The sequence below is a fragment of the Azospirillum brasilense genome (assembly GCF_022023855.1).
GTDB lineage: Bacteria > Pseudomonadota > Alphaproteobacteria > Azospirillales > Azospirillaceae > Azospirillum > Azospirillum brasilense_F.
Genome location: NZ_CP059449.1, coordinates 2,769,039 through 2,791,535, shown reverse-complemented (window position 1 = coordinate 2,791,535; position 22,497 = coordinate 2,769,039). Strand labels below are relative to the sequence as shown.

Sequence of the window (22,497 nt, the reverse complement as noted above, 5' to 3'; positions counted from 1 at the left end):
GACCCACCCACCGGCGCGGAAGAACGGGTCATGCGAGTCTACGCACGCCAGCTTTACGATCATCTCCCCTACCTGCGCCGCTATGCGCGCGCGCTGACCGGAGCGACCGAACGCGGTGACGATCTCGTGACGCGCTGCGTCGAGGTCGCCGTGATGGCCCCGTCCCGCTTCGGACTGGAAGCCGGGGCGCGGGTGCCGCTCTATGCCCTGCTGAATCTGCTGTTCGACGAGGACGGGGACGGGCTACCGACCCCGTCGCCGCACCCCATCGAACGGGCGCTGGCGTCCCTGCCGGAAGGCGAGCGGCGCATGTATCTGCTGATCACGCTGGAAGGGCTGACGGTTCCCGAAGCCGCCCAGGTGCTCCAGATCCCCGCGCCGGAGGGCCAGGACCGGCTGACCGTCGCCCGCGACAAGGTGCGCAACGCCCTGACCCAGCGGGTGCTGGTGGTCGAGGACAACCCGATCCTGGCGATGGAGATCGGCTCGCTGGTCACCGACATGGGCCACGTCGTCTGCGGCACCGCCAACAACGAGCAGGAGGCCCTGGAACTGCTGGAGGCCGAGAAGCCGACGCTGGCCCTGCTCGACGTCCGGCTGGCCGATGGCGGCAGCGGGGTCGAGGTCGCCCGCCGGCTGCGCCAGAAGCGCGCCATGCGGACCATTTTTGTCACGGCCTTCGACGGCGACCTGGAGGAGGCGGACGCCCGCCATCTCGGCCAGATCGTCCGCAAGCCCTTCACCAACGAGGCGATCCAGGCGGCGATCTCGCGCGCGGTCTTCATGCCGAGCCCGGTGGCCCTGGCGTAACAACTGCGGTCCGGTGATCTGCGGTCCGGATGGAAAAGCGAAAGGGCGGCCCCGTCGGGCCGCCCTTTGCGTGTGCGGTGTGGTGTGCCGCAGTCTCAGACGGTGGTCCGGCGTCCGGCGATCATGCGGTAGATGGCCAGGATGATGATGGCGCCGACGATGGCGCCGATGAAGCCGGCCCCTTCGCCCGCCCGGTACCAGCCCACGGCCTCGCCCAGATAGGTGGCGACGAAGGCACCCGCGATGCCGAGCAGCGTGGTGATGATGAAGCCGCCCGGATCACGGCCCGGCATCAGGAACTTGGCGACGATGCCGGCCAGGAAGCCGATGATGATCGTCCACAGAATACCCATAACCTCTCTCCCTCCAGTATCGATGTCCTCGATCCCACGCAGCCATAACGCCCAGAACGGCGTTTGGTTCTGCCCGAAGGAGGACCCTCTTGCGGATAAACCCACCTGGAGCATGGCCGGGAGGGAGAGGGCAGGGCCGGAGATCAGCTCCGCAGGGCGCGGATGTTGGCGGCGTAGCGGTCCGGCCCGCCGGTAAAGGTGGCGGTTCCGGCGACCAGAACGTCGGCGCCCGCCTCGATGGCGATGCGGGCGGTCTCGCCGTTGATCCCGCCGTCGACCTGGAGGTCGATGGGCTTGCCCAGCGCGTCGATGCGGCGGCGCAGCTCATGGATCTTGGGAAGCTGGTTGGCGATGAAGCTCTGCCCGCCGAAGCCCGGGTTGACCGTCATGACCAGAACGAGATCGAGGTCTTCCAGCAGATAGTCGACGGCCTCCAGCGGGGTGGCCGGGTTCAGCGACAGGCCGGCCTTCTTGCCCAGCGACTTGATGAGCTGGATGGTGCGGTGGACGTGCGCGCCGGCCTCCGGATGGACGGTGATGATGTCGGCGCCGGCGTCCGCGAAGGCGGCGATGTAGGGGTCCACCGGGGAGATCATCAGATGCACGTCGAAGGGCTTCGCCGTGTGCGGGCGCAGCGCCTTCACCACCGCCGGGCCGATGGTGATGTTGGGGACGAAATGACCGTCCATCACGTCGATATGGATGTAGTCGGCGCCCGCCGCATCGATGGCGCGCACTTCCTCGCCCAGCCGGGCGAAATCGGCGGAGAGGATGGACGGGGCGATCTTGACCGGGCGCATGGCGGACATCCTTGGCGTGAACGGTGCAGGGAAGGGTGGTGGAAAATCCGCCTTCCCATACCACGGCTCCCCCGTCGCCCCAACCCCTCTCGCCGTTTGTAAGAACCGTCAGGCCGGCTTGCAGCCGGGCTTCAGCCCCGGATCGCCGGAAAAGCTGCCGTCGTCCGCCGGGTCGCTTCCCGCACCGTACCCGGCGTTGAGCATCCCCTCCAACGCCTCCAGCCGGGGGGTGGCGGCGGCGAAGGCATCGCGCTCGACCGCGCGGTAATGCTCGATCACCCGTTCGCCGAAAGCGGTCAGCGCGGTCCCGCCGCCATGCTTGCCGCCTACCGCCGCGGAGACCACCGGCTCGGCGAAGATGCGGTTCAGGTCGTCGACCAGCAGCCAGGCGCGGCGGTAGGACATGTCCAGCGTCCGCGCCGCGGCGGAGATGGAGCCGGTTTCCCGGATCCGCTCCAGCAGCATGATCTTGCCCGGCCCGACCGAGCCGCCGGTGTCGAAGTCGATGCGGATGCGCAGGCGGGTCATGGCGCCGCCCAAGACCCACCGGTCTCGCCGACCCGCTTCCGGCATCCGAGCCACTTGACCCCGGCCATTCCCGCTTCTCCGCTCCGCTCCCTTGGGACGGGAGACTGACCGTCCCCCGCCCAAAAGGCAAGGAGCGGATCAGAAGCCGGCCAGCACGATCTTGCCCTTGGCCCGCCCGCTTTCGAGCAGGGCGTGGGCGCGCGTCAGGTTGGCGGCGTTGATGGTGCCGAACGTCTCGGCCAGCGTCGTGCGGACGGTGCCGGCGTCGACGAGGCGCGACACCTCGCTGAGCAGCGTGTGCTGGGCATCAATGTCGGCGGTGCCGAACACCGGCCGGGTGAACATGAACTCCCAGTGCAGCGACACGCTCTTGCGCTTCAGCACCATGACGTCCAGCCCCGCCGGATCGTCGATCAGGGCGACGCGGCCCTGCGGGGCGATCAGGGCGGCGATCTCGGGCAGATGGGCGCCGGTGTCGTTGGTCGAGAAGACGAAAGCCGGGGCGCCGATGCCCAGAGCCTCCACCTGCGCGGCCAGCGGCTTGCGGTGGTCGACGACGTGATGGGCGCCGAGGTCCCGGCACCAGGCCTGCGTCTCCTCGCGGGAGGCGGTGGCGATGACCGTCAGGTCGGTCAGTTGCCGGGCGAGCTGGATGGCGATGGAGCCGACGCCGCCGGCCCCGCCGACGATCAGGATGGCGTTGGCCGCCCCCGGCACCGGGCGCCGCACGTCCAGCCGGTCGAACATGGCTTCCCACGCGGTGATGCTGGTCAGCGGCAGGGCGGCGGCCTGGGCGAAGTCGAGGCTGGCCGGCTTCGGCCCGACGATGCGCTCGTCCACCAGATGGAACTCGGCGTTGGTGCCGTCGCGGTCGATGGCCCCGGCGTAGAAGACGGCGTCGCCCGGCTTGAACAGCGAGGCCTGCGGCCCGGCGGCGACCACGACACCGGCGGCGTCCCAGCCCAGCACCTTCATGGCGCCCGGCGCGGGCGGCATGTTGCGGCGGACCTTGGTGTCCACGGGGTTGACCGAGACGGCCTCGATCGCGACCAGCAGGTCGCGGCCCTGGGGCTCGGGGCGGGGGCGCTCGACGTCGATCAGGGCATCGGGGGCGTCGATGGGCAGGGATTGGGTGAAGGCGACGGCGCGCATGGCCTGAAGTCCTTGTGCATGTTGCGGCGTGTTGTGCTCTGCCGACAGACTTGCGCCTTGCAGCACCGGGGCGCAAGAATGCACATGAAACGCACATAGTATCGAAAAGGATACCGTCATGGCCCGCGTTCCCCACGCCAACCTGGACTGCTCGCCGGGCTGCCCGGTGGAGGGCGTCCTCGCCATCATCGGCGGGAAGTGGAAGGGGCTTATCCTCTACCATCTGCTGGACGGCACGCTGCGCTTCAACGAGATCCGCCGCCGCGTGCCGAACGTCACCCAGCGCATGCTGACCACCCAGCTCCGCGAGCTGGAAGCGGACGGGCTGCTGGTCCGCACCGTCTATGCGGAAGTGCCGCCGCGCGTCGAATACAGCCTGTCGCCGCGCGGGCGGAGCCTGGAGCCGATCATCCTGGCGTTGAAGGCCTGGGGCGAGGAGCATCTGCGGCCCGCCGCCGCGGTTTCTGACGCCGCTTCTGCTGTCATCGCCGCATGAGCGCCTTCGTTCCGCCGCCCCCGCAGCGTCCGTGGGGGCACCGCCTGTTCTTCCCCGCTGCTGCACTCTATGGGGCGCTCAGCGTGCCGCTGTGGGTGGCCGGCTATTTCGGCTGGCTCGGTATCGGCTGGACCCCGGCGTTGCACGCGCACGAGATGCTGATGGGCTACGCGCTGGCGGTGGTCGGCGGCTTCCTGCTGACGCGGCCGTCCGGGATGGCGCTGACCGTCGCCTTCGCCGCGTGGCTGGCCGGGCGGCTGGCGGTGCTGGGCGGCTTGCCGCCGGAGGTCGCGGCGCCGGTGGCGCTGGCCTATCCGGTGGCGCTGTTCGTGGTGGCCGGCGTGCCCTTCCTGCGCGCCGCCAAGAGCGGCCACAACAGGCTGTTCGGCCCGGTGATCGGCGCCTTCGCGCTGGCCGAGGCGCTGGTCTGGTGGGGCGGCGACGGCGGGCGGACGGGCGCCCTGTTCGCGCTTCATCTCGTCGGCATCCTGATGCTGGTGATGGGCGGGCGCATCATCCCGTCGGCCACGGCGGGGGAGGTGCGCAAGCAGGGCGGGACGCTGGTGGAGCGGGTGCAGCCGCGCCTGGAATGGGCCGGTGTCGCCGGGGCGGTGCTGGCCGCCCTGACCGTGGCCGCCGGAGTGACGACCGGCCCGCTGGCCTGGATCGGGGCGGCGGGCGCCGCGCTGGCCGGGGTGACGGCCTGGGCGCGTCTGGCGCGTTGGCGGACGGGCGCCGTGCTGAAGCGTCCGGACCTGTGGAGCCTGCATCTGGGGTACGGCTGGCTCGGGCTCGGCTGGCTGTTCCTGGGGGTGGAGCGGCTGGCTCCGCTGACCGGAGGGGCGGGCTGGCACGTGATCGGGGCGGGCGCGCTGGGCACGCTGGCCGCCTCCATGATGGTGCGCGCGACCCTGCAGCGGGAGGCGCTGCCGCCGGACTTCTCCCGGCCCGCCACCGCCGCCATCGCTCTGGTCGGCCTGTCCGCCGCGCTGCGCGTCGCCGCGGCGAGCACGGCGCCGGACCTGCTGATGCCTGCGGCGGCGCTGGCCTGGATGGGCGCGCATCTTCTGGTGTTGTGGGTGCTGTTGCGCGTACCGAAGCGGATCAGGGCGTGAATTCGGTGTCCTGATTTTTGGCGTTCCGGTTCTGGTCTTCGCGCAGCGCCATCGCTATGGTGCGCCGGGTGCAACTGACGTCGGCGCGTTCCATGGAAACCTTGCCGTTCGAGGCCGAAACCGCTGTCGTGGTCTGCGCCGATCATGGCGTGTTCGAGCTTCTGGTCGGGCTTCTGCTGTCGCTGCGCCCGCTGGACCGCCGGCGCTACCGGGTCTGCCTGATCGATGTCGGGCTGACCGCCGCGCAGCGCGATCATGTGGCGCCACTCTGCGACCGCATCGCGCCGGTGCGGGACGATCTGGTGGTCTGGCCGCACCCGCAGCTCGTGGCGCAGCTGGACCGGCAGATTCCCTTCTGGAAGGCGATGCTCTGCCGCCCGTTTTTGCGCGACTATTTCCCCGGTTTCCAGTGCTACCTGCATTTGGACGCCGACGTCTGGGTTCAGAATTCCGCCGCGCTGGACGCCGCCGTCGAGGGCGTGCGCGGCGGGCGCGCCGTGATCGTCCCCGAGGCCGACGCGGCTTATCCTTTCCTGGCGTCGCACACCGCCAACGCCCATGCCGTGGCGGAGCGCACCAAGCTCATCACCCGCTTCTTCGGGGAGGAGGTCGCCGCGCTGGCCGGTTCGCTGCCCTATTACAATCTGGGCTTCTACGGGCTTCACCATGACGCGCCCCATTGGGACCTGTTCCGCGACAGCCTGCGCGACGCGACGCGGACCACCTTCCACTTCCTGTGCGAGCAGATCGTCCTGAACATCGTGATGTTCCAGGTGCGGACCACGCTGCTGCTGCCGGCGACGGCCAACTGGATGTGCAGCATGGCCGCGCCTGTGCGTGGAGGGGATGGGCTGTGGCGCTCGCCCGTCTACCCCCACACGCCGATCGATCTGCTGCACCTGACCGGCACGGACAAGCTGGAGCGCTACCAGCCGCTGGGGCTGCTCTACGACGGGGGGCGCTATCTGGAGGGCATCGCGCACCTGGCAGCTCCGCATGCCCAGGTCGGCTGATCGCCGGACCTTGCGCAACGGCTTGACGGTCCCCGTCCCAACCCCCGACACTCATTGGCAACGGCCTCCACCGAGGGCCATGAGAGGCGGGCAAACCCGCAAGGGGGGATCATGAGCGACGCGTTGGAACCGGTCCGCAGCGCGGGCGTCGTCGGGCTCGGCTCCATGGGCATGGGGGTGGCGCTGTCGCTGCTCCGCGCCGGCTTCCGGGTCGTCGGCTGCGACCTCGACGCCGCCAAATGCATGAGCCTCGTCACCCATGGCGGGGAGGCCGCGGGATCGCCCGCCGACGTCGGGCGCCGGGTGGACCGCGTCATCGTCCTGGTCGCCACGGCGGAGCAGGCGGAGGAGGTGCTGTTTCGGCGCCGAGGGCGTGGCCGGCACCCTGCCGAAGGGCGGCGTGGTCGTCCTGTCCACCAGCGTCCCGCCGGACATGGCCGCCGCCGTCGGGCGCCGCCTTGCCGAGCGGGACCTTCTGATGCTCGACGCGCCGGTCGGCGGCGGCCCGGTGCGAGCGGCGGAGGGCCGCATGGTGGTGATGGCCTCCGGCCCCGAGGACGCCTTCGCGCGGGCCGAAGACCTGATCGCCGCCGCGTCGGGCACGCTGCACCGCGTCGGCACCGAGCACGGGCAGGGCTCCGCCGTGAAGGCCGTGGAGCAGATGCTGACCGGCATCCACGCCGCCGCGGTGGCGGAAGCCACGGCCTTCGGCGTCCGCGCCGGGGTCGATCCGCAGCGGCTGGCCGAGATCCTCGCCGCCGGTCCCTTCCACATCCCGTCGCAACGGCCGCTGGGCATCGTCGGGGCGGACCTGGGCCATGTGATGGACGCCGCGCGGAGGCTGGCCGTGCCGACGCCGTTGGCCGCCTCTGCTTTGCAACTCTTCACCATGGCCGCCGCGGTCGGGCTGGGGCGCGAGGGCGACGGCGCGCTCGCCCGGATTTTCGACCGGCTGGCCGGCAACCCGCAGGAGGGCTGAGAAACCATGTCCACCACGCTCACGTCGCTGGTCGTCACCGGGGGCAGCCGGGGCATCGGGGCGGCGATCGCCCGCATGGCCGCACAGCGCGGCTACGCCGTCACCTTCTCCTACATCGGCAACGCCGCGGCGGCGGAGGCCACGCTGGCGGCGATCCGCGAGGCCGGCGGGCACGCCCAGGCGGTGCGGGGCGATGCCGCCCGCGAAGACGATATCCGCGCCCTGTTCGACGCCGCGGAGGACCGCTTCGGCCCCACCGCCGGGCTGGTCAACAACGCCGGCATCATCGGCCCCTACGGGAGGCTCGACGAGGCCGCCCCGGACGACCTGCGCCGCATGCTGGACATCAACGTGACCGGCGCGGTCCTCTGCGCGCGGGAGGCGGTGCGCCGCATGTCCACCCGCCACGGCGGGAAGGGGGGAAGCATTGTCAACGTCGGCTCCATCGCCGCCGTGCTGGGCTCGCCCAGCGAGTATGTGGGCTACGCGGCCAGCAAGGGCGCGGTGGACAGCCTCACCGTCGGCCTCGCCCGCGAGGTGGCGAAGGAGGGCATCCGCGTGAATTGCGTGCGGCCGGGCCTGATCGACACTGACATCCAGATCATCCCCGGCATCGGCAACCGGCTTGACAACCCCGCTTTGATCCCGCCCGCCGGGCGCGCCGGGACGGTGGACGAGGTCGCCGAAACCGTGCTGTGGCTGCTGTCCGACGCCGCGTCCTACGTGACCGGCGCTCTTCTCAACGTCTCCGGAGGCCGCTGAGCCATGCCTGCGTCGAATTCCTTTGTCATCGGCCACCAGGACATCGTGGAGGCCGCGGCGCGGCTGGACGGCTTCGCCGTGCGCACGCCGCTGCTGGAGAACGCCCTGCTGAACGAGCGGGTCGGCGGGCGCGTCCTGCTGAAGCCGGAGGTTCTTCAGCGCAGCGGCTCCTTCAAGTTCCGCGGCGCCTTCAACCGCCTGTCCCAACTGACGCCGGAGGAGCGCCGGGGCGGGGTGGTCGCCTGGTCGTCGGGCAACCACGCCCAGGGCGTCGCGGCGGCGGCGGCGTTGCTCGGCATGCCGGCGGTCATCGTCATGCCCAGCGACGCCCCGGCCCTGAAGATCGCCAACACGCGCGGCTACGGCGCCGAGGTGGTTCTCTACGACCGCTGGACCGAAAGCCGCGAAGCCATCGCCACAGCCATCGCGGAGGAGCGGGGTGCGGCCACCGTGCCGCCCTACGACCACCCGCAGATCATGGCCGGGCAGGGCACGGTGGGACTGGAGATCGCCGCCCAGGCGCAGGCCATCGGCGCGGTTCCCGATGACGTGATCGCGCCGTGCAGCGGCGGCGGGCTGATGTCCGGGGTCGCCACGGCGGTCCGCCACAGCTTTCCCGACGCCCGCCTGTGGGCGGCGGAGCCGGCGGGCTTCGACGACGTGGCGCGCTCGCTGGCCGCCGGGGAGCGGGTGGAGAACGCCGCCGGGCAACGTTCCATCTGCGACGCGCTGCTGACCCCGACGCCCGGCGCCCTGACCTTCCCGGTGATGAAGACCCTGCTGTCCGGCAGTCTCGCCGTCACCGACGCCGAGGTGAAGGCCGCCATGGCCTACGCCTTCACCGTGCTGAAGCTGGTGGTCGAACCGGGCGGCGCGGTCGGGCTGGCCGCCGTGCTGACGGGCAAGCTGCCGGCGGCGGGGCGCACCGTCGCGGTGGTGCTGAGCGGCGGCAACGTCGATGCGGCGACCTTCACGGACGCGCTGGCGTCGTCTTAGCGCGCTCTAGCACGTAATAGACGGCGCCGGGGGCGAACTTCTTGCGGATCGAGTCGCGGTGGTAGGCGATGTTCCACCGCGTCAGCGCGCAGGCCGCCTCGTCTAGCCGCACCAGCAGCGGGTTGCCGTAGGGCAGAGAGACGCCCAACAGCGGCCCCAGCCGCTCGGTCAGCGGGAAGGAGCAGAAGCGGCGCTGCCGCACCGTGAAGCCCAGCCGGGCGAAGCGCTCTTCCAGCCATTGGACGGGGAAGCCGCGCTCGTTCGCGGTCAGGCCGCGGCGGGGCCGCCGCCAGTCGCCCATGGTGCTGATCGGCTCGCGCAGGATGAACAGACCGCCGGGGGCGGTGACGCGGGCGAACTCGGCCAGCAGGGCGCCGGCGTTCGGGATGTGGTGCAGCGTGTGCAGGCAGACGGTCAGGTCGTTCGCCCCGTCCGCGCAGTCGATGCGCCCGCCCAGCGTGGGGCGGCGGTACTCGGCGGGGGTACCGGCGATGTCGGTCCGCCAGAAGCGCTCGATGGGTTCCACGGCCAGGAAGCGCTCCACCTGTTTGGCGATCGGCGCCACATCGTCCCCCGCGGCGCAGCCGAAGGCCAGCGCCTGCCGGAAGCGCCGCCCGGCCAGGAAGCGGAAGGCGTGGCGGTGATTCAGCGCGTGGTATTCGTAGCGGTAGCCGGGCCGGTCGGGCGCCGTGTGCGCAAACTCCTCCGCCGGGTCCCGCGTCTCGACACCGTACCAGCCGGCGATCCGGGCTGCGTCGAAGTCGTCGCCGTAGAGGGCAGCGCCGGAGAAATACTGTTCCTCGAAACTGGCGGACTCGAAACTTGCGGTCATGGGGGCTGAGGCTCCGCTGGATGGACCGCGCGACGATAGCGCGACGGCTCTGGCGGAAACATTCAGCTTGCCCGCCTAGGACGGAGGGGCAGTCCTATGGCGGAGCGGGACCGCGGGGCGCGAAGGGAGCGCCTCCGGTTGGTGGGGCCTATCCTTAAGAGGGGGCTACAGCCGGATGTCGCTCTGGAACAGGCCGAGGTCGAGATGCTCCATCGGCACGCGGCGGGCGCGGCGGCGGCTGAAACGCTTTACGGCGTAGCGGGCGCGACCGAAGAGGGCGGCGTAGCTCTTCAACGTCTTGGGCATGTCCGTTCTTCCCAATCTGTGTAGGGGGTGAACGGATCACAGCTATGACGGGTCCATGTGACAAATTCTATCGCACCGCACACCAGCCTGAGGAACGCCGGGCGCCGCCGCCTGTTCGAGAAGGAATACCCCCAAAAACACGTGGACAGCATGGTGAGGAGGCGGCGATGAGCGGCGTTCTGAAAGCCGTCATTTTCGACGTGGACGGCACCCTGGTCGACTCGGTGGACCTGCACGCCCATGCCTGGGTGGAGGCGATCCGGCATTTCGGCTACCATGCGGAGTTCGACGCGGTGCGCTCCCAGATCGGCAAGGGCGGCGACCAGCTTATGCCTGTCTTCGTGCCGGAGAAGGATCTGGACCGCATCGAGGACGAGCTGGACCATTTCCGGCACGAGCTGTTCGCCCGCAAATACATGCCGAAGGTTCGCGGCTTCCGCCGGGTGCGCGGCCTGTTCCAGCATCTCCACGCCGAGGGTCTGCGCATCGCGCTCGCCTCCTCCGCCAAGGGGGACGAGCTGGAGCGCTACAAGCGCGCGGCGGAGATCGAGGACTTGGTGGACGTGGAAACCTCGTCCGACGACGCGGAGCGGTCGAAGCCGCATCCGGACATCTTCGAAGCGGCTTTGGAAAGGCTGGGCCTACCGGCGGCGGAGGCCGTGGTGGTCGGCGACAGCCCCTGGGACGCCAAGGCCGCGGGCCGGGCCGGGCTGACCGTGGTGGGCGTTCTGTGCGGCGGCTTCGCGGAGCAGGATCTGCGCAAGGCCGGCTGCGCGGAGATCTTCCGTGATCCGGAAGACCTCCAGCGCCGCTTCGCCACCAGCCTCATCGGGAAACGCAGCCCACGCGCCATGGGCCTTCTTCAGCCCGGCGGACCTCAGCCGGGGCGGCCGTCGGCCCGCGGGGCGAGCAGGATGGGGGCGTAGACGTAAAGGTAGCAGGCGAAGGCCGCGATCCAGGCCGCACCGGCGCCCTCCAGGGCGGTCCAGTAGAGGCCGCCCGGCAGCTCGGGTGCCAGCACCCGCAGCAGCGCTGCGGCGGTCAGCAGGATGTAGCCGGCCACGGTCGGGCGGGTCACCACCAGCATCCGCCCGGTGTGGCCGAGCGTGGCCCGCGTCATCACCGCCAGGATCATCGTGGCGAAGGCCCCCGCGGTCAGGGCATGGACCCAGGCGGAGCTTTCGACGCCCGCCCCCAGCAGATGCGCGGCCTTCAGCGCCAGCGCCGCCGGTACCCAGGCGTAGCCGAGATGCAGCACCCACAGGATCGGCTGATCGAGCGTCTTCGCCGGCTGCCAACCGGCCAGCCGCAGGGCGTGGGCGAGCGCCGCGACGAGCGCCAGCAGACCGGCGACGGCGGTGCCCGGCAGAGCGAGGTCGGCGGGTATCATCAGCAGGGTCGAGACGAGCGTCACCTTCTCCACCCAGGGGCGGGAGACGACGGTACCGTCCAGCCCGCGCAGCCGCAGGGCGTTGCGGGTGAAGGCCGGGACGATGCGCCCGCCGATCACCGCGATCATCATCAGCACAATGCCGATGGCCAGCGTCTCACCCAGCGCGGTGCCGCCGGACAGCACGCCCAGCCAGTCCAGATGGAACAGCAGGTTGGCAACGGTCAGCAGGCCCAGCAGCGCGAGGAAGGCGGTGTTGCGGATCTTGCCCGCCGCCACCAGCGGCCCGGCCAGCGCGATGCCAAGCGCCGGCAGGAAGGCGAGGTCGAGGATGGCCGCAACCGGCAGCGGCACGCCGATGAAGGGCAGCAGCGCCACCCGCCCGGCCAGCCACAGCGCCGTCAGGCCGGCGAGCGGCAGGCCGGACAGCGCCTTGGTCCCCGTCCAACTCGGCACCGCGGTCAGCAGGAAGCCGGCCACCGCGGCGACCACGAAGGCGAACAGCATCTCGTGCGCGTGCCAGGAGGCCGCCGGGACGGCGCCGTCCGGCCAGGATCCGGTCGCCAGCACGGCGATCCAGGCGGCCAGCAGGACGGGTGCGGCAAGGCCGGAGAGCAGAAAGAAGGGCCGGAACCCATAAGCGAAGATCAGGGGGACCGGAGGGCGGTCCGGCTGGTCGGCAACGGAACTGGTCATGGCGTTCCCCGCGCGTTGGAGGCATCGGTCATGCCGTCACACTGCGCCGGGGGCGGTCACCCTTCTTTGACCGCCGTCAAATAGAAACCCTCCAAACAAGAATCCGGCACGTTGGAGAAAAGCCGGGGTCAGACCGCGATGCCGTTTTCGGCCATCAGGCGTTTCAGCGCGTCGCGGGCGGGCGCGTCCAGCACGGGAAGGCCGTCGCGGGCGGTCAGTACGAAAGCGCCGGGATCGGCCAGGGTGCGCAGGGCGAAACCGCCCACGCGCGGCGGGCCGCTGCTCAGCGGCGCGTCCTCGTAGATCGGCGAGAAGGTGCAGCCCAGAAGCATGGCGCGGGCGATCAGCGCCTCGTCCGACGATCCGCCCGACGCCGGGCTGTTGATGCCGAAGAGAAGCCGCTCGGCCTCCCCGCTGGTGACGAGCCCGCGTTCCTGAAGGATGTCCACCATGGCCGAGGTGGTCATCACCGGGGCGGCGCGGCCCTTCCAGCAGAAGCGCCCGTCATCCCATCCGATGTCCAGGCAGCGGTAGATCATGTGCGGATCGGCGCCGCCGGGCGACCCGGCAACGATGTAGTTGACCCGAAGCAACCCGTTCCACGCCCCGGCCGGAGCGACGATGCAGGAAACACCGCGCCGGGTCAGACGCAGATAGGTGTCGTTGATGCCCGAAGGCTCGAAATCAAACAGCATGGCTGGCTCACCTTGATCGGGGACCCCGCTCCCCTCGAACGAAAAAGGTGAGCACGGGTTCCCGCAAGGCAACATGGCCATGCGTATGGTATCCCCCTCCGCACGCGCAAAAAGGGTATAGGCAAAAGCTCAGGACTTCGGGCGGAATGCCTTGCAGACCAATGGATCAGTGTCGATGCGCGCCGCACCGATCAGATCGAGGCAGTACGGAATTGCCGGGAAGACCGCCATCAAGCAATCGTGAATGGCCGAAGGCTTGCCCGGAAGGTTCACGATCAGGCTGCTGCCGCGGATTCCCGCGGTTTGGCGCGACAGGATGGCGGTCGGCACCACGGTCAGGCTGACCGACCGCATCAGCTCCCCGAAGCCGGGCATCATCTTTTCGCAGACCTGCTCCGTCGCCTCCGGCGTCACGTCGCGCGGGGCAGGGCCGGTGCCGCCGGTGGTGACGATCAGGTCGCAACGCTCCCGGTCGGCCAGTTCGATCAGGGTGGCGGCGATGCCCTCGCGGTCGTCGGGGATGACGCGGGCCACCGGCTCCCAGGGGGAGGCGACGATGCGCGTCAGCTCCTCCCGGATGGCCGGGCCGCCCTTGTCCTCGTAGATGCCCTGGCTGGCCCGGTCGGACACGGTGACGATGCCGATGCGGGCGGGCTTTGCGGAGGTCATGGGCGGCGGTCCTTATGGAATGTCCGGCAGGCTTACTTGCTGCCCGGCGCCAGGAACACGCTGTTGTAGCTGTCCCGGTCGCCGTTGTTGGTGTCGGTCAGCTGGAAGGTGACCGGGGTGGAGGCGTCCGGCACGGACTCGCGCGGCACCGTGACGTAGACGCGGTAGGTCGCCACGCTGTCCGGGGAGGCGGAGATGTGGCTGATCGCGCTGCCGCTGTCCTCGTCGCGCTCGCCCACCACCTTCACCTCGGCACCGGCGATGCCGGCGGCTGCCAGCGTGTAGGAGCGGTCCTGGCGGGTCTTGTTCGAGACCTTGAAGGTGTAGGCGTTGCGGATGGTGCCGTCCTGGAGCGTGACGAACAGCGGCGCGCGGTCGCGCTGCACGGCGATGTCCAGCCGGGGGCGCAGCGCGTAGCTCCAGGCCATGGCGCCGGTGATCACCAGCATCAGCAGGCCATAGACGATAGTGCGCGGGCGGATCAGCCGCCACTGGTAGGTCTTGCCCTGGGCGCGGGTGTCCTGGGCGGCCAGGCTGTCGAAGCGGATCAGGCCCTTCGGCAGCTCTTGCGACACCATGATGTTGTCGCAGGCGTCGGCGCACAGGCCGCAATTGATGCAGTCAGCCTGCTCGCCGGTGCGGATGTCGACGCCGACCGGGCAGACCTGCACGCACTGGCCGCAATCGATGCAGTCGCCGAAACCCTTGGTCCGGCGCTCGTCCCAGCTCTGCGATTTGCGCTTCGGGCCGCGGGTGTCGCCGCGCAGCGTGTCGTAGGTGACGACGAGGCTGTGCTCGTCCAGCATCGCGGTCTGGATGCGCGGCCACGGGCACATGTAGTAGCACATCTGCTCGCGCGTCCAGCCGGCCATGACGTAGGTCATGCCCGCGAACAGAGCGAAGAAGCCCGCGGCCTCGTAGGTCGCGTTGAAGGTCAGAAGATCGACGGCAAGGCGCGGGGCGTCGGTGAAGAAGGCGACGAAGCCGAAGCCGGTGATGACGGACAGCGCCAGCCAGCCGGCGTGCTTCCCGGCCTTGCGCAGGACCTTCTTCGCGGTCCAGGGCGCCTTGTCCAGGCGGATGCGCTCCGCCCGGTCGCCTTCGAAGGCGCGCTCGATCCAGACGAACAGGTCGGTCCAGACCGTCTGCGGGCAGGTGAAGCCGCACCACACGCGCCCGGCCAGCGCCGTCGCCAGGAACAGCCCCAGCGCGGCCACGATCAGCACGCCGGTGAGGTAGTAGATCTCCTGCGGCCAGATCTCGATCCAGAAGATGAAGAAGCGCGGCGTCGTCAGGTCGAACAGCACCGCCTGGGCCGGCGCGTCGGGGCCGCGTTCCCAGCGAATCCAGGGGGCGATGAAGAAGACCGCCAGAAGCACCCAGGTCAGGATGGTCTTCCAGCGCCGGTAGCGTCCGGAGACGGCCTTCGGGTGGATCTTCTTCTGGCTTTCGAAGAACTGGATTTTCGCCGGCGTGACAGCGCTTCCGTCTGGCATATCGTCTGCCTTGGCTCCGGATAGGGACGCAAGACCGGACAATAGCGGACAGGACCCGAGCGCCTCTTGATCGGGATCAAGACGAGAACGGATTTGAAAAATCCCTATGGATAATAAGAATTTTTCAGCGGCGCTGGTGACCGGCCGGGATTGCCGGCTGTAATACGTCCATCGGCCGATTGGCTCAAGCTTCGTTTCGCAATGCGGAAACGTTTCCGCCATCCTCCGCCACCGCACCGTCGAGTGCCGCATCCTCCGCTGCCGGAGTGGATGGGGAGGGGCGGGTGACGATGTAGATGGCCACCGCCGCCATGCAGGTGCCGGCCAGGATGGGAACCAGCGGGCGGCTGGCGGTCAGCACCACGATCGCCCAGCTCACGCTCATGCCGATCAGCGCCGCCGCCTTCGCCTTGCGGGGGATCGCCCCCTCTGACTGCCAGTCGCGCAGCAGCGGGCCGAAGCGCGGGTCGCGGTACAGCCGGTCGCGCAGGGCGGGGCTGCTCTTGGCGAAGGCCCCCGCGGCCAGCAGAAGGAACGGGGTGGTCGGCAGGAGCGGCAGCACGGTGCCCGCGATGCCCAGCCCGACCGCGGCGTAGCCCAGCGCCAGCCACAGCCGGCGCCGCAGGGGGGAGGCGCAGACGGGTGCGTCCTCCACAAGGGCGGTCTGGTCGTCCATGGGGTGAATGTAGGACGCTCACACGGCCAGGACCAGCACCGCGTAGCGGGCCGCCTTGCCCGCGGTGACCAGCAGCAGGAAAACCCGGATGTCCACCCGCAGGATGCCGGCCACCAGAGTCAGCGGATCGCCGATGAAGGGCATCCAGGCCAGCAGCAGCGACCAGACCCCGAAGCGTTGGTACCAGCGGGTGGCCCGCGCCACCATGGAGGCGGGAACCGGGAACCAGCGGCGGTCCTGGAAATGCATCAGGTGGCGCCCGAGCGCCCAGTTGACCACGGACCCCAGCACGTTTCCCGTCGTGGCGAACAGCAGAAGTGCCAGATGGTCGTAGTTGCCGGTGGCGTGCATGCCGACCAGCAGGATTTCCGACTGGGCCGGAAAGATCGTCGCGGCCAGGAACGCGGTCAGGAACAGCCCGCCGTAGGCGGCAAACTCGGACATGCGGCGGTCGGTCCTTCCGGGCCGGGGGGTGGCGGAGGCTAGAACATGGGTGCGCATACAGGAATGCGGGAGGAGCCATGGTGCAGCCGCGATAAACTGGTGTAGATTCATTTTGTATGAATTCGCAGCGGATGGACTCGGAGCGCCCGACCGGTCTCATCCGGCGGGTGTCATCTTTGGGAATGAAGGGGAGTGTTCGCGGATGGCCGCTGCCGGCCTTGCCCGCTTCGATGCCGACGGGCGCCTGATCTGGGCCAACGCCGTGTTCCGGGCGTCGCTGGGCGGTTGTCCGGGGGACAGGCTCGAATCCCTTCTGGCTGCGGTTTCATTGCGTGAGGATGCGGCCGGTGCGGCTGACCGGCTGCGCGCCGGGCGGCCGGTGGCGCTTGCCGTTCCGCAGGGCCGCCGGGGGCTGTTGATCCCTGCGGAAGGCGAGGACGGCGAACTGGTGCTGACTCTTGCCGACGGTGGCGGCGCCCCGGCAGGACCGCCGGACGAGACCGGTTTCATCGGCCTGGAGGATCTGCTGGGCGACCGGGCCGGCGAGGCGGAGCGGGCGATCATGCAGGCCATCGCCGTTCCCCTGGTGGTGACCCGGCTCTCCGACGGTCTGGTGATGGCGGTCAACCAGCCCGCCGGCCTGCTGTTCGAGGTTCCGCTCGACGACGTGGTCGGGCGCAGCTTCGCCAAGGCCTACTACACCGACCCGGCGGAGCGGGACCGGCTCCTCGCCGCCCTGCGCGACGGTGCGGGCGGAGTGGACGGCTTCGAGACCCGGCTGTGCCGGCCCGACGGCAGCGACCTCTGGGCGATGGTCTCCGCCCGGCGGTTCCGTTTCCGGGGCGAGGAGGCCATGCTCGCCTGCATCAGCGACATCTCCGCCCGCAAGCGCACCGAACAGGCGCTTGAGGCTCAATGGGACCAGGCCAGGGCGGTCCTGAACGGGTTGGGCCAAGGGGTGATGGCCTTCGATCGGGGGCTCCGCCTCGTCGCCTGGAACGGCCGGGCCGGGGAGCTTCTGGGGCTGGAGCCGGAATTCCTGACCTATCACACGTCCTACGCCGCTATCGCCGGGCGGGTCGGGCAGGGGCTGGCCTTCGGGCCGGGGGGCGTGCGCCCCGATACCGTGCCGGACAGTGGCCCGCCCGCGGCCCTGGGTGCGCCGCTTCCCATCCGGCCTGCTCCGGACGAGCGGTCGTGGGAATGCATCCGCTCCGACGGGCAGGTGTTGGAGTGCCTGATCCGGCCCCTGCCGGACGGCGGTTTCGTCGTCACCTACACCGACGTGACCGGGCGGCGGAACGCCGAGCGGGAGATCATCGCCAGCCGGGAGCTGTTCGAATTGGCCATCCGCGCCGCGCGGGAGGGGATCTGGCAATGGGACCTGCGCACGGGAGAGTTGTGGCTGTCGCCCTACTGGTGGGGGATGCTCGGCTACGGCGAGGACGAGATGGTCAACACCGCCGCCCGCTGGACCGAGCTGATCCTGCCCGAGGATCGCGAGCTGTCGGCCCGGATGGCCCGCGACCTGATCAACGGCGCGATGGGCGAATGCCAATTCATCCTGCGCTTCCGCCATAAGCGCGGCACCGTGGTCCATATGCTGAGCCGCGCCATCCGCGTTCTTGGTCCGGACGGCGAGCTGTTCCGCATCGTCGGTTCGCACACCGACGTGTCGGACCGCGTCCATGCGGAGGAGCGCGCCCACGCCGCGCGGGAGGAGGCCGAACGCGCGCTCCGCGACCTGAAGGAGGCGCAGGCCCACCTGATCCAGTCCGAGAAGATGGCGGCGCTCGGCTCCCTGGTGGCGGGGGTAGCGCATGAGATCAACACCCCCATCGGCATCGCCCTGACCGGCGCCTCGCTGATGGCGGAACGGACCCGGGTCATCCGGCGCGATTTCGAGGCGGGAACGCTGCGCCGATCCGACTTCGCCGACTTCCTCGACATGGCGGGGGAGGCGGCGCACCTGATGCTGCTGAACATCGATCGCGCCGCCCAGCTCATCCAGAGCTTCAAACAGATCGCCGTCGATCAGGCGAGCGAGGAGCGCCGCGTCTTCGACCTGCGCGACTACATCGACGAGGTTCTGCGCAGCCTGGGCGTCCGCATCAAGCGGGCCGCCCACGGCGTGGAGGTGGATTGCCCGACGGATCTGCTGATCGACGGCTATCCGGGTGCGCTCAGCCAAGTGCTGACCAACCTCGTCATGAACTCGATCATTCACGGCTACGCGCCGGGGCAGCACGGGACGCTGCGCGTCGCCGTGCGCTCGGTGGGTGCCGACGAGGTTGAGCTGGTCTACGCCGACGACGGGCGCGGCATTCCGCCCGCACTCCACGGGAAGGTGTTCGAGCCCTTCTTCACCACCAGCCGTGGAACGGGCGGCAGCGGGTTGGGGCTGAACATCGTCTACAACATCGCCACCCGCAAGCTGAAGGGCCGCATCGCGCTCGACAGCGCGCCGGGCCGCGGCACGGCCTTCACCTTGCGCTTTCCCCGTGTCGCGCCGGCGGAGCGTGCGCCGGCCTGAGGTCCGCTCGATTCCTCACTGCGCGTCCACCCAGGCGATGCGCAGGATGTTGGTGTTGCCGGGGGTGCCGAAGGGAACGCCGGCGGTGATCACCAACCGCTGCCCCTCCACCGCCAGCCCGTCCTCGTAGGCGCAGCGGGCGGCCTTCTGGACCATCTCGTTGAAGTCGGCGACGTCGGCGGAGTGCACGCTGTGCACCCCGTAGGCGAGCTGGAGCCGCCGCGCCGTTTCCAGGCTGGAGGTCAGGCACATGATCGGCACCTCCGGCCGCTCGCGGGCGGCGCGCAGCGTGGTCGAGCCGCTGGTGGTGTAGGTGACGATGGCGGCGGCCTGGATGGTGTGGGCGACCTGCCGCGCCGCCGCGGTGACGGCGTCGGTCGAGGTCTGCTGCGGGTCGGGATGCTGGGCGTCGGTGATGGTGCGGTAGAGCGGGTCCTGCTCGACCCGGCGGGCGATGCGGTCCATCATCGATACCGCCTCGATGGGGTAGGTGCCGGCCGCGGTTTCCGCCGACAGCATCACCGCGTCCGCCCCATCATAGACCGCGGTCGCCACGTCCGACGCCTCGGCGCGCGTGGGGGCGGGGGCGCCGATCATCGACTCGAGCATCTGGGTGGCGACGATCACCGGTTTGCCGGCCTTGCGCGACTCGCGGATGATCCGCTTCTGGATGCTCGGCACATCCTCCGCCGGCATTTCCACGCCGAGGTCGCCACGGGCGACCATGACGCCGTCCGACAGCTCGACGATGCGCTCCAGATGCTGGATGGCCTGCGGCTTCTCCATCTTCGACAGCAGGGCGGCCCGCCCGGCGACCAGTTTGCGCGCCTCCGCCACGTCCTCCGGCCGCTGCACAAAGGACAAGGCCACCCAGTCCACACCCTGGTCGAGCGCGAAGGCCAGATCCTCGTGATCCTTCGCGGTCAGCGGCGAGAGCGGCAGGACGACGCCTGGAACGTTCACGCCCTTGCGGTCGGACAGGCGGCTGCCGGACAGCACGACGCAGTCGGCGTGGTCGGGGCTGCAACCGAGAACGCGCAGGCGGACCTTGCCGTCATCCACCAGCAGCTCCGCCTCCGGCTCAAGAGCGGCGAAGATTTCCGGGTGGGGCAGGCCGACGCGGGTCGCGTCCCCCGGCTCGGTGGAGAGGTCGAGGCGGATGCGGTGCCCCGGCTCGACGGTGACCGGGCCGTCGGCGAAGGTGCCCAGCCGCAGCTTCGGCCCCTGGAGGTCGGCCATCACCGCGATGGGATGGTCGAGTTCCGCCTCGAGCGCCCGCAACGTGGCGAGGCGCTGGCCATGGTCCTCGTGCGTACCGTGGCTGAAGTTCAGGCGGAAGACGTCCACGCCCGCCTCGAACAGCGCGCGGATCATCTCCGGCGTCGCGGTGGCCGGCCCCAGCGTGGCGACGATCTTGGTCAGGCGGAAGCGCCGGAAGGGGATGCCTTTGCGGGTCATGGGTCTGCCTTCTGATATGTGCCGTTCGGGGTGTTCCGTTCGGGGCGGGCCGTTCATCTCAAGTTCTGCCATCCGGCTTGTCAACCGCGGTCCGCCTCCCCACAATGGTCGGGCACCGGGAAAAGCACGGTAATGCCGCAGAACGGCCTTGACAGATTTCCGGCTTTTTCTATAGTCGCACCCTCCCGCGGCCCAACCGGCCCGGCGGGAGACATTGTGCGTCCCGTATCCGTGTTTTGCCTTCCGGCCTTCGGGCCTCGGCGTCCGGATCGGGGATCAATCGGTGTGTAGGCGGCCCATGAGGGCTGCCGTTGAGATATCGAGGAGAGCAGGCGTGGCGCGTATCGCTGGCGTCAACATCCCCGCGCAGAAGCGCGTGGAGATTGCGTTGACCTACATTCATGGCATCGGCCCCTTCAAGGCCAAGGAAATCTGCACGAAGCTGGAGATCCCGGCGGAGCGCCGTGTGAACCAGCTCACGGACGACGAGATCCTCAAGATCCGCGAGACCATCGACGCCGACTACCGCGTCGAGGGCGACCTGCGCCGTTCGGTCGCCATGAACATCAAGCGTCTGATGGACATGGCCTGCTACCGTGGCCTGCGTCACCGCAAGGGCCTGCCGGTCCGCGGGCAGCGCACCCACACGAACGCCCGCACCCGCAAGGGTCCGGCCAAGCCGATCGCCGGCAAGAAGAAGTAAGAGGACGCACGGACCATGGCCAAGCCCTCAGCCGCTTCGCAGCGTCTTCGTCGTCGCGAGCGCAAGAACATCACCGCCGGCGTCGCTCACGTGAACGCCTCCTTCAACAACACGATGATCACCATCACCGACGCGCAGGGCAACACCATTGCCTGGTCGTCGTCGGGCACGATGGGCTTCAAGGGCTCGCGCAAGTCGACCCCCTACGCCGCTCAGGTCGCCGCCGAGGACGCGGGCCGCAAGGCCCAGGAGCACGGCATGAAGACCCTCGAGGTCGAGGTGAAGGGTCCGGGTTCGGGCCGTGAGTCGGCGCTGCGCGCTCTGCAGTCGATCGGCTTCCAGATCACCTCGATCCGCGACGTCACGCCGATTCCGCACAACGGCGTCCGTCCGCCGAAGAAGCGTCGCGTCTAAAAAGCATCGCTACTCCGCACCCGCGGGGATCCGCCGTTCCGGGACAGGCGCCGCAGCCATCGCGGCGCCATCGGATGGGAACGGCCGGTCCCCGCGGACGTGTGTCCATCCCGATGGCATGAGGTAATACCGTGGCTCTTCAGAAGAACTGGCAGGAACTGATCAAGCCGAACAAGCTGGACATCCAGCCCGGTGACGACGCCGACCGCGTGGCGACCGTCGTGGCCGAGCCGCTGGAGCGTGGCTTCGGTCTGACGCTCGGCAACGCGCTGCGCCGCGTGCTGCTCTCCTCGCTGCAGGGTGCGGCCGTCACGGCGATCCACATCGACGGCGTGCTGCACGAGTTCTCGTCGATCCCCGGCGTGCGCGAGGACGTGACCGACATCGTCCTCAACATCAAGTCGATGGGTCTGCGCATGGGCGGTGACGGCCCGAAGCGCATGCGCCTGCGCGCCGAAGGCCCCGGCGAGGTGAAGGCCGGCATGATCGAGACCGGCGCGGACATCCAGGTGATGGACCCGGACCTCGTGATCTGCACGCTGGACAATGGCGCCCGCCTGAACATGGAACTGACGGTCGAGACCGGCAAGGGCTACGTCCCGGCCAGCCAGAACCGTCCGGAAGACGCCCCGATCGGTCTGATCCCGGTCGACGCGCTGTTCTCGCCGGTCCGCAAGATCTCCTACAAGGTCGACAACGCCCGCGTCGGGCAGGTCACCGATTATGACCGCCTGTCGATGGTCGTCGAGACCAACGGTGCCGTGAAGCCGGACGACGCGGTGGCGCTCGCCGCCCGCATCCTCCAGGACCAGCTGCAGCTGTTCATCAACTTCGAGGAGCCGACCCACGCGGTCGCCGAGGAGAAGCACGAGGAGGTTCCGTTCAACAAGAACCTGCTCCGCAAGGTGGACGAGCTGGAACTGTCGGTCCGTTCGGCCAACTGCCTCAAGAACGACAACATCGTCTACATCGGCGATTTGGTGCAGAAGACCGAGGCGGAGATGCTCCGCACGCCGAACTTCGGGCGCAAGTCGCTGAACGAGATCAAGGAAGTGCTGGCCCAGATGGGTCTGCACCTCGGTATGGAAATCCCGAACTGGCCGCCCGAGAACATCGAAGAGCTGGCCAAGCGTCTGGAAGAGCCGTACTAAGTCTCGCACGTTTTACCCCCCAACCTTTCC

Annotated in this window: 25 protein-coding genes and 1 pseudogene; 13 read left to right on the top strand and 13 right to left on the bottom strand. The window is 69.6% G+C overall.

The genetic code is table 11. From position 1 onward, the window contains the following. The first annotated feature begins 30 nt into the window (after positions 1-30). Positions 31-810, top strand: coding sequence for a PhyR family response regulator anti-anti-sigma factor (locus H1Q64_RS13340; RefSeq protein WP_035672802.1), 780 nt, complete (start codon positions 31-33; stop codon positions 808-810). A gap of 95 nt (positions 811-905) precedes the next feature. Here H1Q64_RS13340 and H1Q64_RS13335 read toward each other — a convergent pair whose 3' ends face one another. The 4 genes from H1Q64_RS13335 to H1Q64_RS13320 form a co-directional block, all read right to left on the bottom strand. Continuing rightward, positions 906-1,163, bottom strand: a complete 258-nt coding sequence (locus H1Q64_RS13335) for a GlsB/YeaQ/YmgE family stress response membrane protein (protein WP_014240033.1) — start codon at positions 1,161-1,163, stop codon at positions 906-908. A 143-nt stretch (positions 1,164-1,306) separates the two neighbouring features. Beyond that, positions 1,307-1,963 (bottom strand): ribulose-phosphate 3-epimerase, encoded by a 657-nt coding sequence (gene rpe, locus H1Q64_RS13330; RefSeq protein ID WP_035672805.1) that lies wholly within the window; start codon positions 1,961-1,963, stop codon positions 1,307-1,309. 108 nt (positions 1,964-2,071) lie between these two features. Next, complete coding sequence (locus H1Q64_RS13325) at positions 2,072-2,491, bottom strand: winged helix-turn-helix domain-containing protein (protein WP_188261362.1); 420 nt, start codon at positions 2,489-2,491, stop codon at positions 2,072-2,074. Between the two features lie 138 nt (positions 2,492-2,629). Then, complete coding sequence (locus H1Q64_RS13320; protein ID WP_237903865.1) at positions 2,630-3,643, bottom strand: zinc-binding alcohol dehydrogenase family protein; 1,014 nt, start codon at positions 3,641-3,643, stop codon at positions 2,630-2,632. Between the two features lie 118 nt (positions 3,644-3,761). Here H1Q64_RS13320 and H1Q64_RS13315 point away from each other — a divergent pair, with 118 nt between their 5' ends. The 7 genes and pseudogenes from H1Q64_RS13315 to H1Q64_RS13290 all read left to right on the top strand — a co-directional run bounded on the left by H1Q64_RS13315 (position 3,762) and on the right by H1Q64_RS13290 (position 9,004). After that, a complete protein-coding gene (locus H1Q64_RS13315; RefSeq protein ID WP_237903864.1) occupies positions 3,762-4,139 on the top strand; it encodes a winged helix-turn-helix transcriptional regulator in 378 nt (125 codons plus the stop codon). Beyond that, positions 4,136-5,254, top strand: coding sequence for an NnrS family protein (locus H1Q64_RS13310; protein WP_237903863.1), 1,119 nt, complete (start codon positions 4,136-4,138; stop codon positions 5,252-5,254). The genes H1Q64_RS13315 and H1Q64_RS13310 overlap by 4 nt, the downstream gene beginning before the upstream one ends. Positions 5,255-5,346: 92 nt before the next feature. Beyond that, positions 5,347-6,267: a hypothetical protein gene (locus H1Q64_RS13305; protein WP_237903862.1), complete on the top strand. Its 921-nt coding sequence runs from the start codon at positions 5,347-5,349 to the stop codon at positions 6,265-6,267. A gap of 111 nt (positions 6,268-6,378) precedes the next feature. Then, positions 6,379-6,627: pseudogene (locus H1Q64_RS34110) on the top strand (NAD(P)-binding domain-containing protein); the annotation flags it as partial. A 13-nt stretch (positions 6,628-6,640) separates the two neighbouring features. Continuing rightward, a complete protein-coding gene (locus H1Q64_RS13300; protein WP_237903861.1) occupies positions 6,641-7,246 on the top strand; it encodes an NAD-binding protein in 606 nt (201 codons plus the stop codon). Between the two features lie 6 nt (positions 7,247-7,252). Continuing rightward, positions 7,253-8,008 carry an SDR family oxidoreductase gene (locus tag H1Q64_RS13295; RefSeq protein ID WP_237903860.1) on the top strand — a complete coding sequence of 252 codons (756 nt, stop codon included), beginning with the start codon at positions 7,253-7,255 and terminating at the stop codon, positions 8,006-8,008. A 3-nt stretch (positions 8,009-8,011) separates the two neighbouring features. Continuing rightward, positions 8,012-9,004, top strand: a complete 993-nt coding sequence (locus tag H1Q64_RS13290) for a threonine ammonia-lyase (RefSeq protein WP_237903859.1) — start codon at positions 8,012-8,014, stop codon at positions 9,002-9,004. Here H1Q64_RS13290 and H1Q64_RS13285 read toward each other — a convergent pair. Continuing rightward, positions 8,979-9,836: a class I SAM-dependent methyltransferase gene (locus H1Q64_RS13285; protein WP_237903858.1), complete on the bottom strand. Its 858-nt coding sequence runs from the start codon at positions 9,834-9,836 to the stop codon at positions 8,979-8,981. The genes H1Q64_RS13290 and H1Q64_RS13285 overlap by 26 nt on opposite strands. Positions 9,837-10,001: 165 nt before the next feature. Continuing rightward, positions 10,002-10,142, bottom strand: coding sequence for a hypothetical protein (locus tag H1Q64_RS13280; RefSeq protein WP_237903857.1), 141 nt, complete (start codon positions 10,140-10,142; stop codon positions 10,002-10,004). A gap of 167 nt (positions 10,143-10,309) precedes the next feature. On the opposite strand from H1Q64_RS13280, the gene H1Q64_RS13275 reads away from it, so the two are divergent. Continuing rightward, a complete protein-coding gene (locus tag H1Q64_RS13275; protein ID WP_237903856.1) occupies positions 10,310-11,068 on the top strand; it encodes an HAD family hydrolase in 759 nt (252 codons plus the stop codon). Here H1Q64_RS13275 and H1Q64_RS13270 read toward each other — a convergent pair. From H1Q64_RS13270 to H1Q64_RS13245, 6 genes are all read right to left on the bottom strand, one after another. After that, a complete protein-coding gene (locus H1Q64_RS13270) occupies positions 11,020-12,228 on the bottom strand; it encodes an NnrS family protein (protein WP_237903855.1) in 1,209 nt (402 codons plus the stop codon). The genes H1Q64_RS13275 and H1Q64_RS13270 overlap by 49 nt on opposite strands. A 128-nt stretch (positions 12,229-12,356) precedes the next feature. Continuing rightward, the gene (locus H1Q64_RS13265; protein WP_237903854.1) at positions 12,357-12,923 is read right to left on the bottom strand and encodes a hypothetical protein; all 567 of its coding nucleotides are present in this window, start codon (positions 12,921-12,923) and stop codon (positions 12,357-12,359) included. 129 nt (positions 12,924-13,052) lie between these two features. Further along, positions 13,053-13,592: a molybdopterin adenylyltransferase gene (mog, locus tag H1Q64_RS13260; protein ID WP_014240048.1), complete on the bottom strand. Its 540-nt coding sequence runs from the start codon at positions 13,590-13,592 to the stop codon at positions 13,053-13,055. 32 nt (positions 13,593-13,624) lie between these two features. After that, positions 13,625-15,088, bottom strand: coding sequence for a cytochrome c oxidase accessory protein CcoG (ccoG, locus tag H1Q64_RS13255; RefSeq protein ID WP_237903853.1), 1,464 nt, complete (start codon positions 15,086-15,088; stop codon positions 13,625-13,627). A gap of 184 nt (positions 15,089-15,272) precedes the next feature. Further along, complete coding sequence (locus H1Q64_RS13250) at positions 15,273-15,764, bottom strand: YbaN family protein (RefSeq protein ID WP_237903852.1); 492 nt, start codon at positions 15,762-15,764, stop codon at positions 15,273-15,275. Positions 15,765-15,782: 18 nt separating this feature from the next. Further along, positions 15,783-16,208: a YqaA family protein gene (locus tag H1Q64_RS13245; RefSeq protein WP_237903851.1), complete on the bottom strand. Its 426-nt coding sequence runs from the start codon at positions 16,206-16,208 to the stop codon at positions 15,783-15,785. Between the two features lie 202 nt (positions 16,209-16,410). Here H1Q64_RS13245 and H1Q64_RS13240 point away from each other — a divergent pair, with 202 nt between their 5' ends. Next, positions 16,411-18,741 carry an ATP-binding protein gene (locus H1Q64_RS13240; RefSeq protein ID WP_237903850.1) on the top strand — a complete coding sequence of 777 codons (2,331 nt, stop codon included), beginning with the start codon at positions 16,411-16,413 and terminating at the stop codon, positions 18,739-18,741. A 15-nt stretch (positions 18,742-18,756) separates the two neighbouring features. On the opposite strand, the gene pyk is transcribed toward H1Q64_RS13240, so the two are convergent. Next, the gene (gene pyk, locus H1Q64_RS13235; RefSeq protein WP_237903849.1) at positions 18,757-20,199 is read right to left on the bottom strand and encodes a pyruvate kinase; all 1,443 of its coding nucleotides are present in this window, start codon (positions 20,197-20,199) and stop codon (positions 18,757-18,759) included. Between the two features lie 334 nt (positions 20,200-20,533). Between pyk and rpsM the strand changes: the two genes are divergently transcribed. The 3 genes from rpsM to H1Q64_RS13220 all read left to right on the top strand — a co-directional run bounded on the left by rpsM (position 20,534) and on the right by H1Q64_RS13220 (position 22,467). Further along, positions 20,534-20,902 (top strand): 30S ribosomal protein S13, encoded by a 369-nt coding sequence (rpsM, locus tag H1Q64_RS13230; protein ID WP_014240054.1) that lies wholly within the window; start codon positions 20,534-20,536, stop codon positions 20,900-20,902. Between the two features lie 15 nt (positions 20,903-20,917). Continuing rightward, on the top strand, positions 20,918-21,316 hold the full coding sequence (gene rpsK, locus H1Q64_RS13225; RefSeq protein WP_012974490.1) for a 30S ribosomal protein S11: 399 nt from the start codon (positions 20,918-20,920) through the stop codon (positions 21,314-21,316). A 131-nt stretch (positions 21,317-21,447) separates the two neighbouring features. Next, positions 21,448-22,467 (top strand): DNA-directed RNA polymerase subunit alpha, encoded by a 1,020-nt coding sequence (locus H1Q64_RS13220; protein ID WP_094304322.1) that lies wholly within the window; start codon positions 21,448-21,450, stop codon positions 22,465-22,467. Positions 22,468-22,497: the final 30 nt, after the last annotated feature.

Bases quoted from the DNA above. Each gene is read 5' to 3' on its own strand.
- H1Q64_RS13340 (WP_035672802.1), top strand. From the start codon at position 31: ATGCGAGTCTACGCACGCCAGCTTTACGATCATCTCCCCTACCTGCGC.
- H1Q64_RS13285 (WP_237903858.1), bottom strand. From the start codon at position 9,836: ATGACCGCAAGTTTCGAGTCCGCCAGTTTCGAGGAACAGTATTTCTCC.
- rpe (WP_035672805.1), bottom strand. From the start codon at position 1,963: ATGCGCCCGGTCAAGATCGCCCCGTCCATCCTCTCCGCCGATTTCGCC.
- H1Q64_RS13310 (WP_237903863.1), top strand. From the start codon at position 4,136: ATGAGCGCCTTCGTTCCGCCGCCCCCGCAGCGTCCGTGGGGGCACCGC.
- ccoG (WP_237903853.1), bottom strand. From the start codon at position 15,088: ATGCCAGACGGAAGCGCTGTCACGCCGGCGAAAATCCAGTTCTTCGAA.
- H1Q64_RS13270 (WP_237903855.1), bottom strand. From the start codon at position 12,228: ATGACCAGTTCCGTTGCCGACCAGCCGGACCGCCCTCCGGTCCCCCTG.
- H1Q64_RS13290 (WP_237903859.1), top strand. From the start codon at position 8,012: ATGCCTGCGTCGAATTCCTTTGTCATCGGCCACCAGGACATCGTGGAG.
- mog (WP_014240048.1), bottom strand. From the start codon at position 13,592: ATGACCTCCGCAAAGCCCGCCCGCATCGGCATCGTCACCGTGTCCGAC.
- rpsK (WP_012974490.1), top strand. From the start codon at position 20,918: ATGGCCAAGCCCTCAGCCGCTTCGCAGCGTCTTCGTCGTCGCGAGCGC.
- pyk (WP_237903849.1), bottom strand. From the start codon at position 20,199: ATGACCCGCAAAGGCATCCCCTTCCGGCGCTTCCGCCTGACCAAGATC.
- H1Q64_RS13265 (WP_237903854.1), bottom strand. From the start codon at position 12,923: ATGCTGTTTGATTTCGAGCCTTCGGGCATCAACGACACCTATCTGCGT.
- H1Q64_RS13275 (WP_237903856.1), top strand. From the start codon at position 10,310: ATGAGCGGCGTTCTGAAAGCCGTCATTTTCGACGTGGACGGCACCCTG.
- H1Q64_RS13325 (WP_188261362.1), bottom strand. From the start codon at position 2,491: ATGACCCGCCTGCGCATCCGCATCGACTTCGACACCGGCGGCTCGGTC.
- H1Q64_RS13305 (WP_237903862.1), top strand. From the start codon at position 5,347: ATGGAAACCTTGCCGTTCGAGGCCGAAACCGCTGTCGTGGTCTGCGCC.
- H1Q64_RS13335 (WP_014240033.1), bottom strand. From the start codon at position 1,163: ATGGGTATTCTGTGGACGATCATCATCGGCTTCCTGGCCGGCATCGTC.
- H1Q64_RS13320 (WP_237903865.1), bottom strand. From the start codon at position 3,643: ATGCGCGCCGTCGCCTTCACCCAATCCCTGCCCATCGACGCCCCCGAT.
- H1Q64_RS13315 (WP_237903864.1), top strand. From the start codon at position 3,762: ATGGCCCGCGTTCCCCACGCCAACCTGGACTGCTCGCCGGGCTGCCCG.
- H1Q64_RS13240 (WP_237903850.1), top strand. From the start codon at position 16,411: ATGGCCGCTGCCGGCCTTGCCCGCTTCGATGCCGACGGGCGCCTGATC.
- H1Q64_RS13250 (WP_237903852.1), bottom strand. From the start codon at position 15,764: ATGGACGACCAGACCGCCCTTGTGGAGGACGCACCCGTCTGCGCCTCC.
- H1Q64_RS13280 (WP_237903857.1), bottom strand. From the start codon at position 10,142: ATGCCCAAGACGTTGAAGAGCTACGCCGCCCTCTTCGGTCGCGCCCGC.
- H1Q64_RS13245 (WP_237903851.1), bottom strand. From the start codon at position 16,208: ATGTCCGAGTTTGCCGCCTACGGCGGGCTGTTCCTGACCGCGTTCCTG.
- H1Q64_RS13295 (WP_237903860.1), top strand. From the start codon at position 7,253: ATGTCCACCACGCTCACGTCGCTGGTCGTCACCGGGGGCAGCCGGGGC.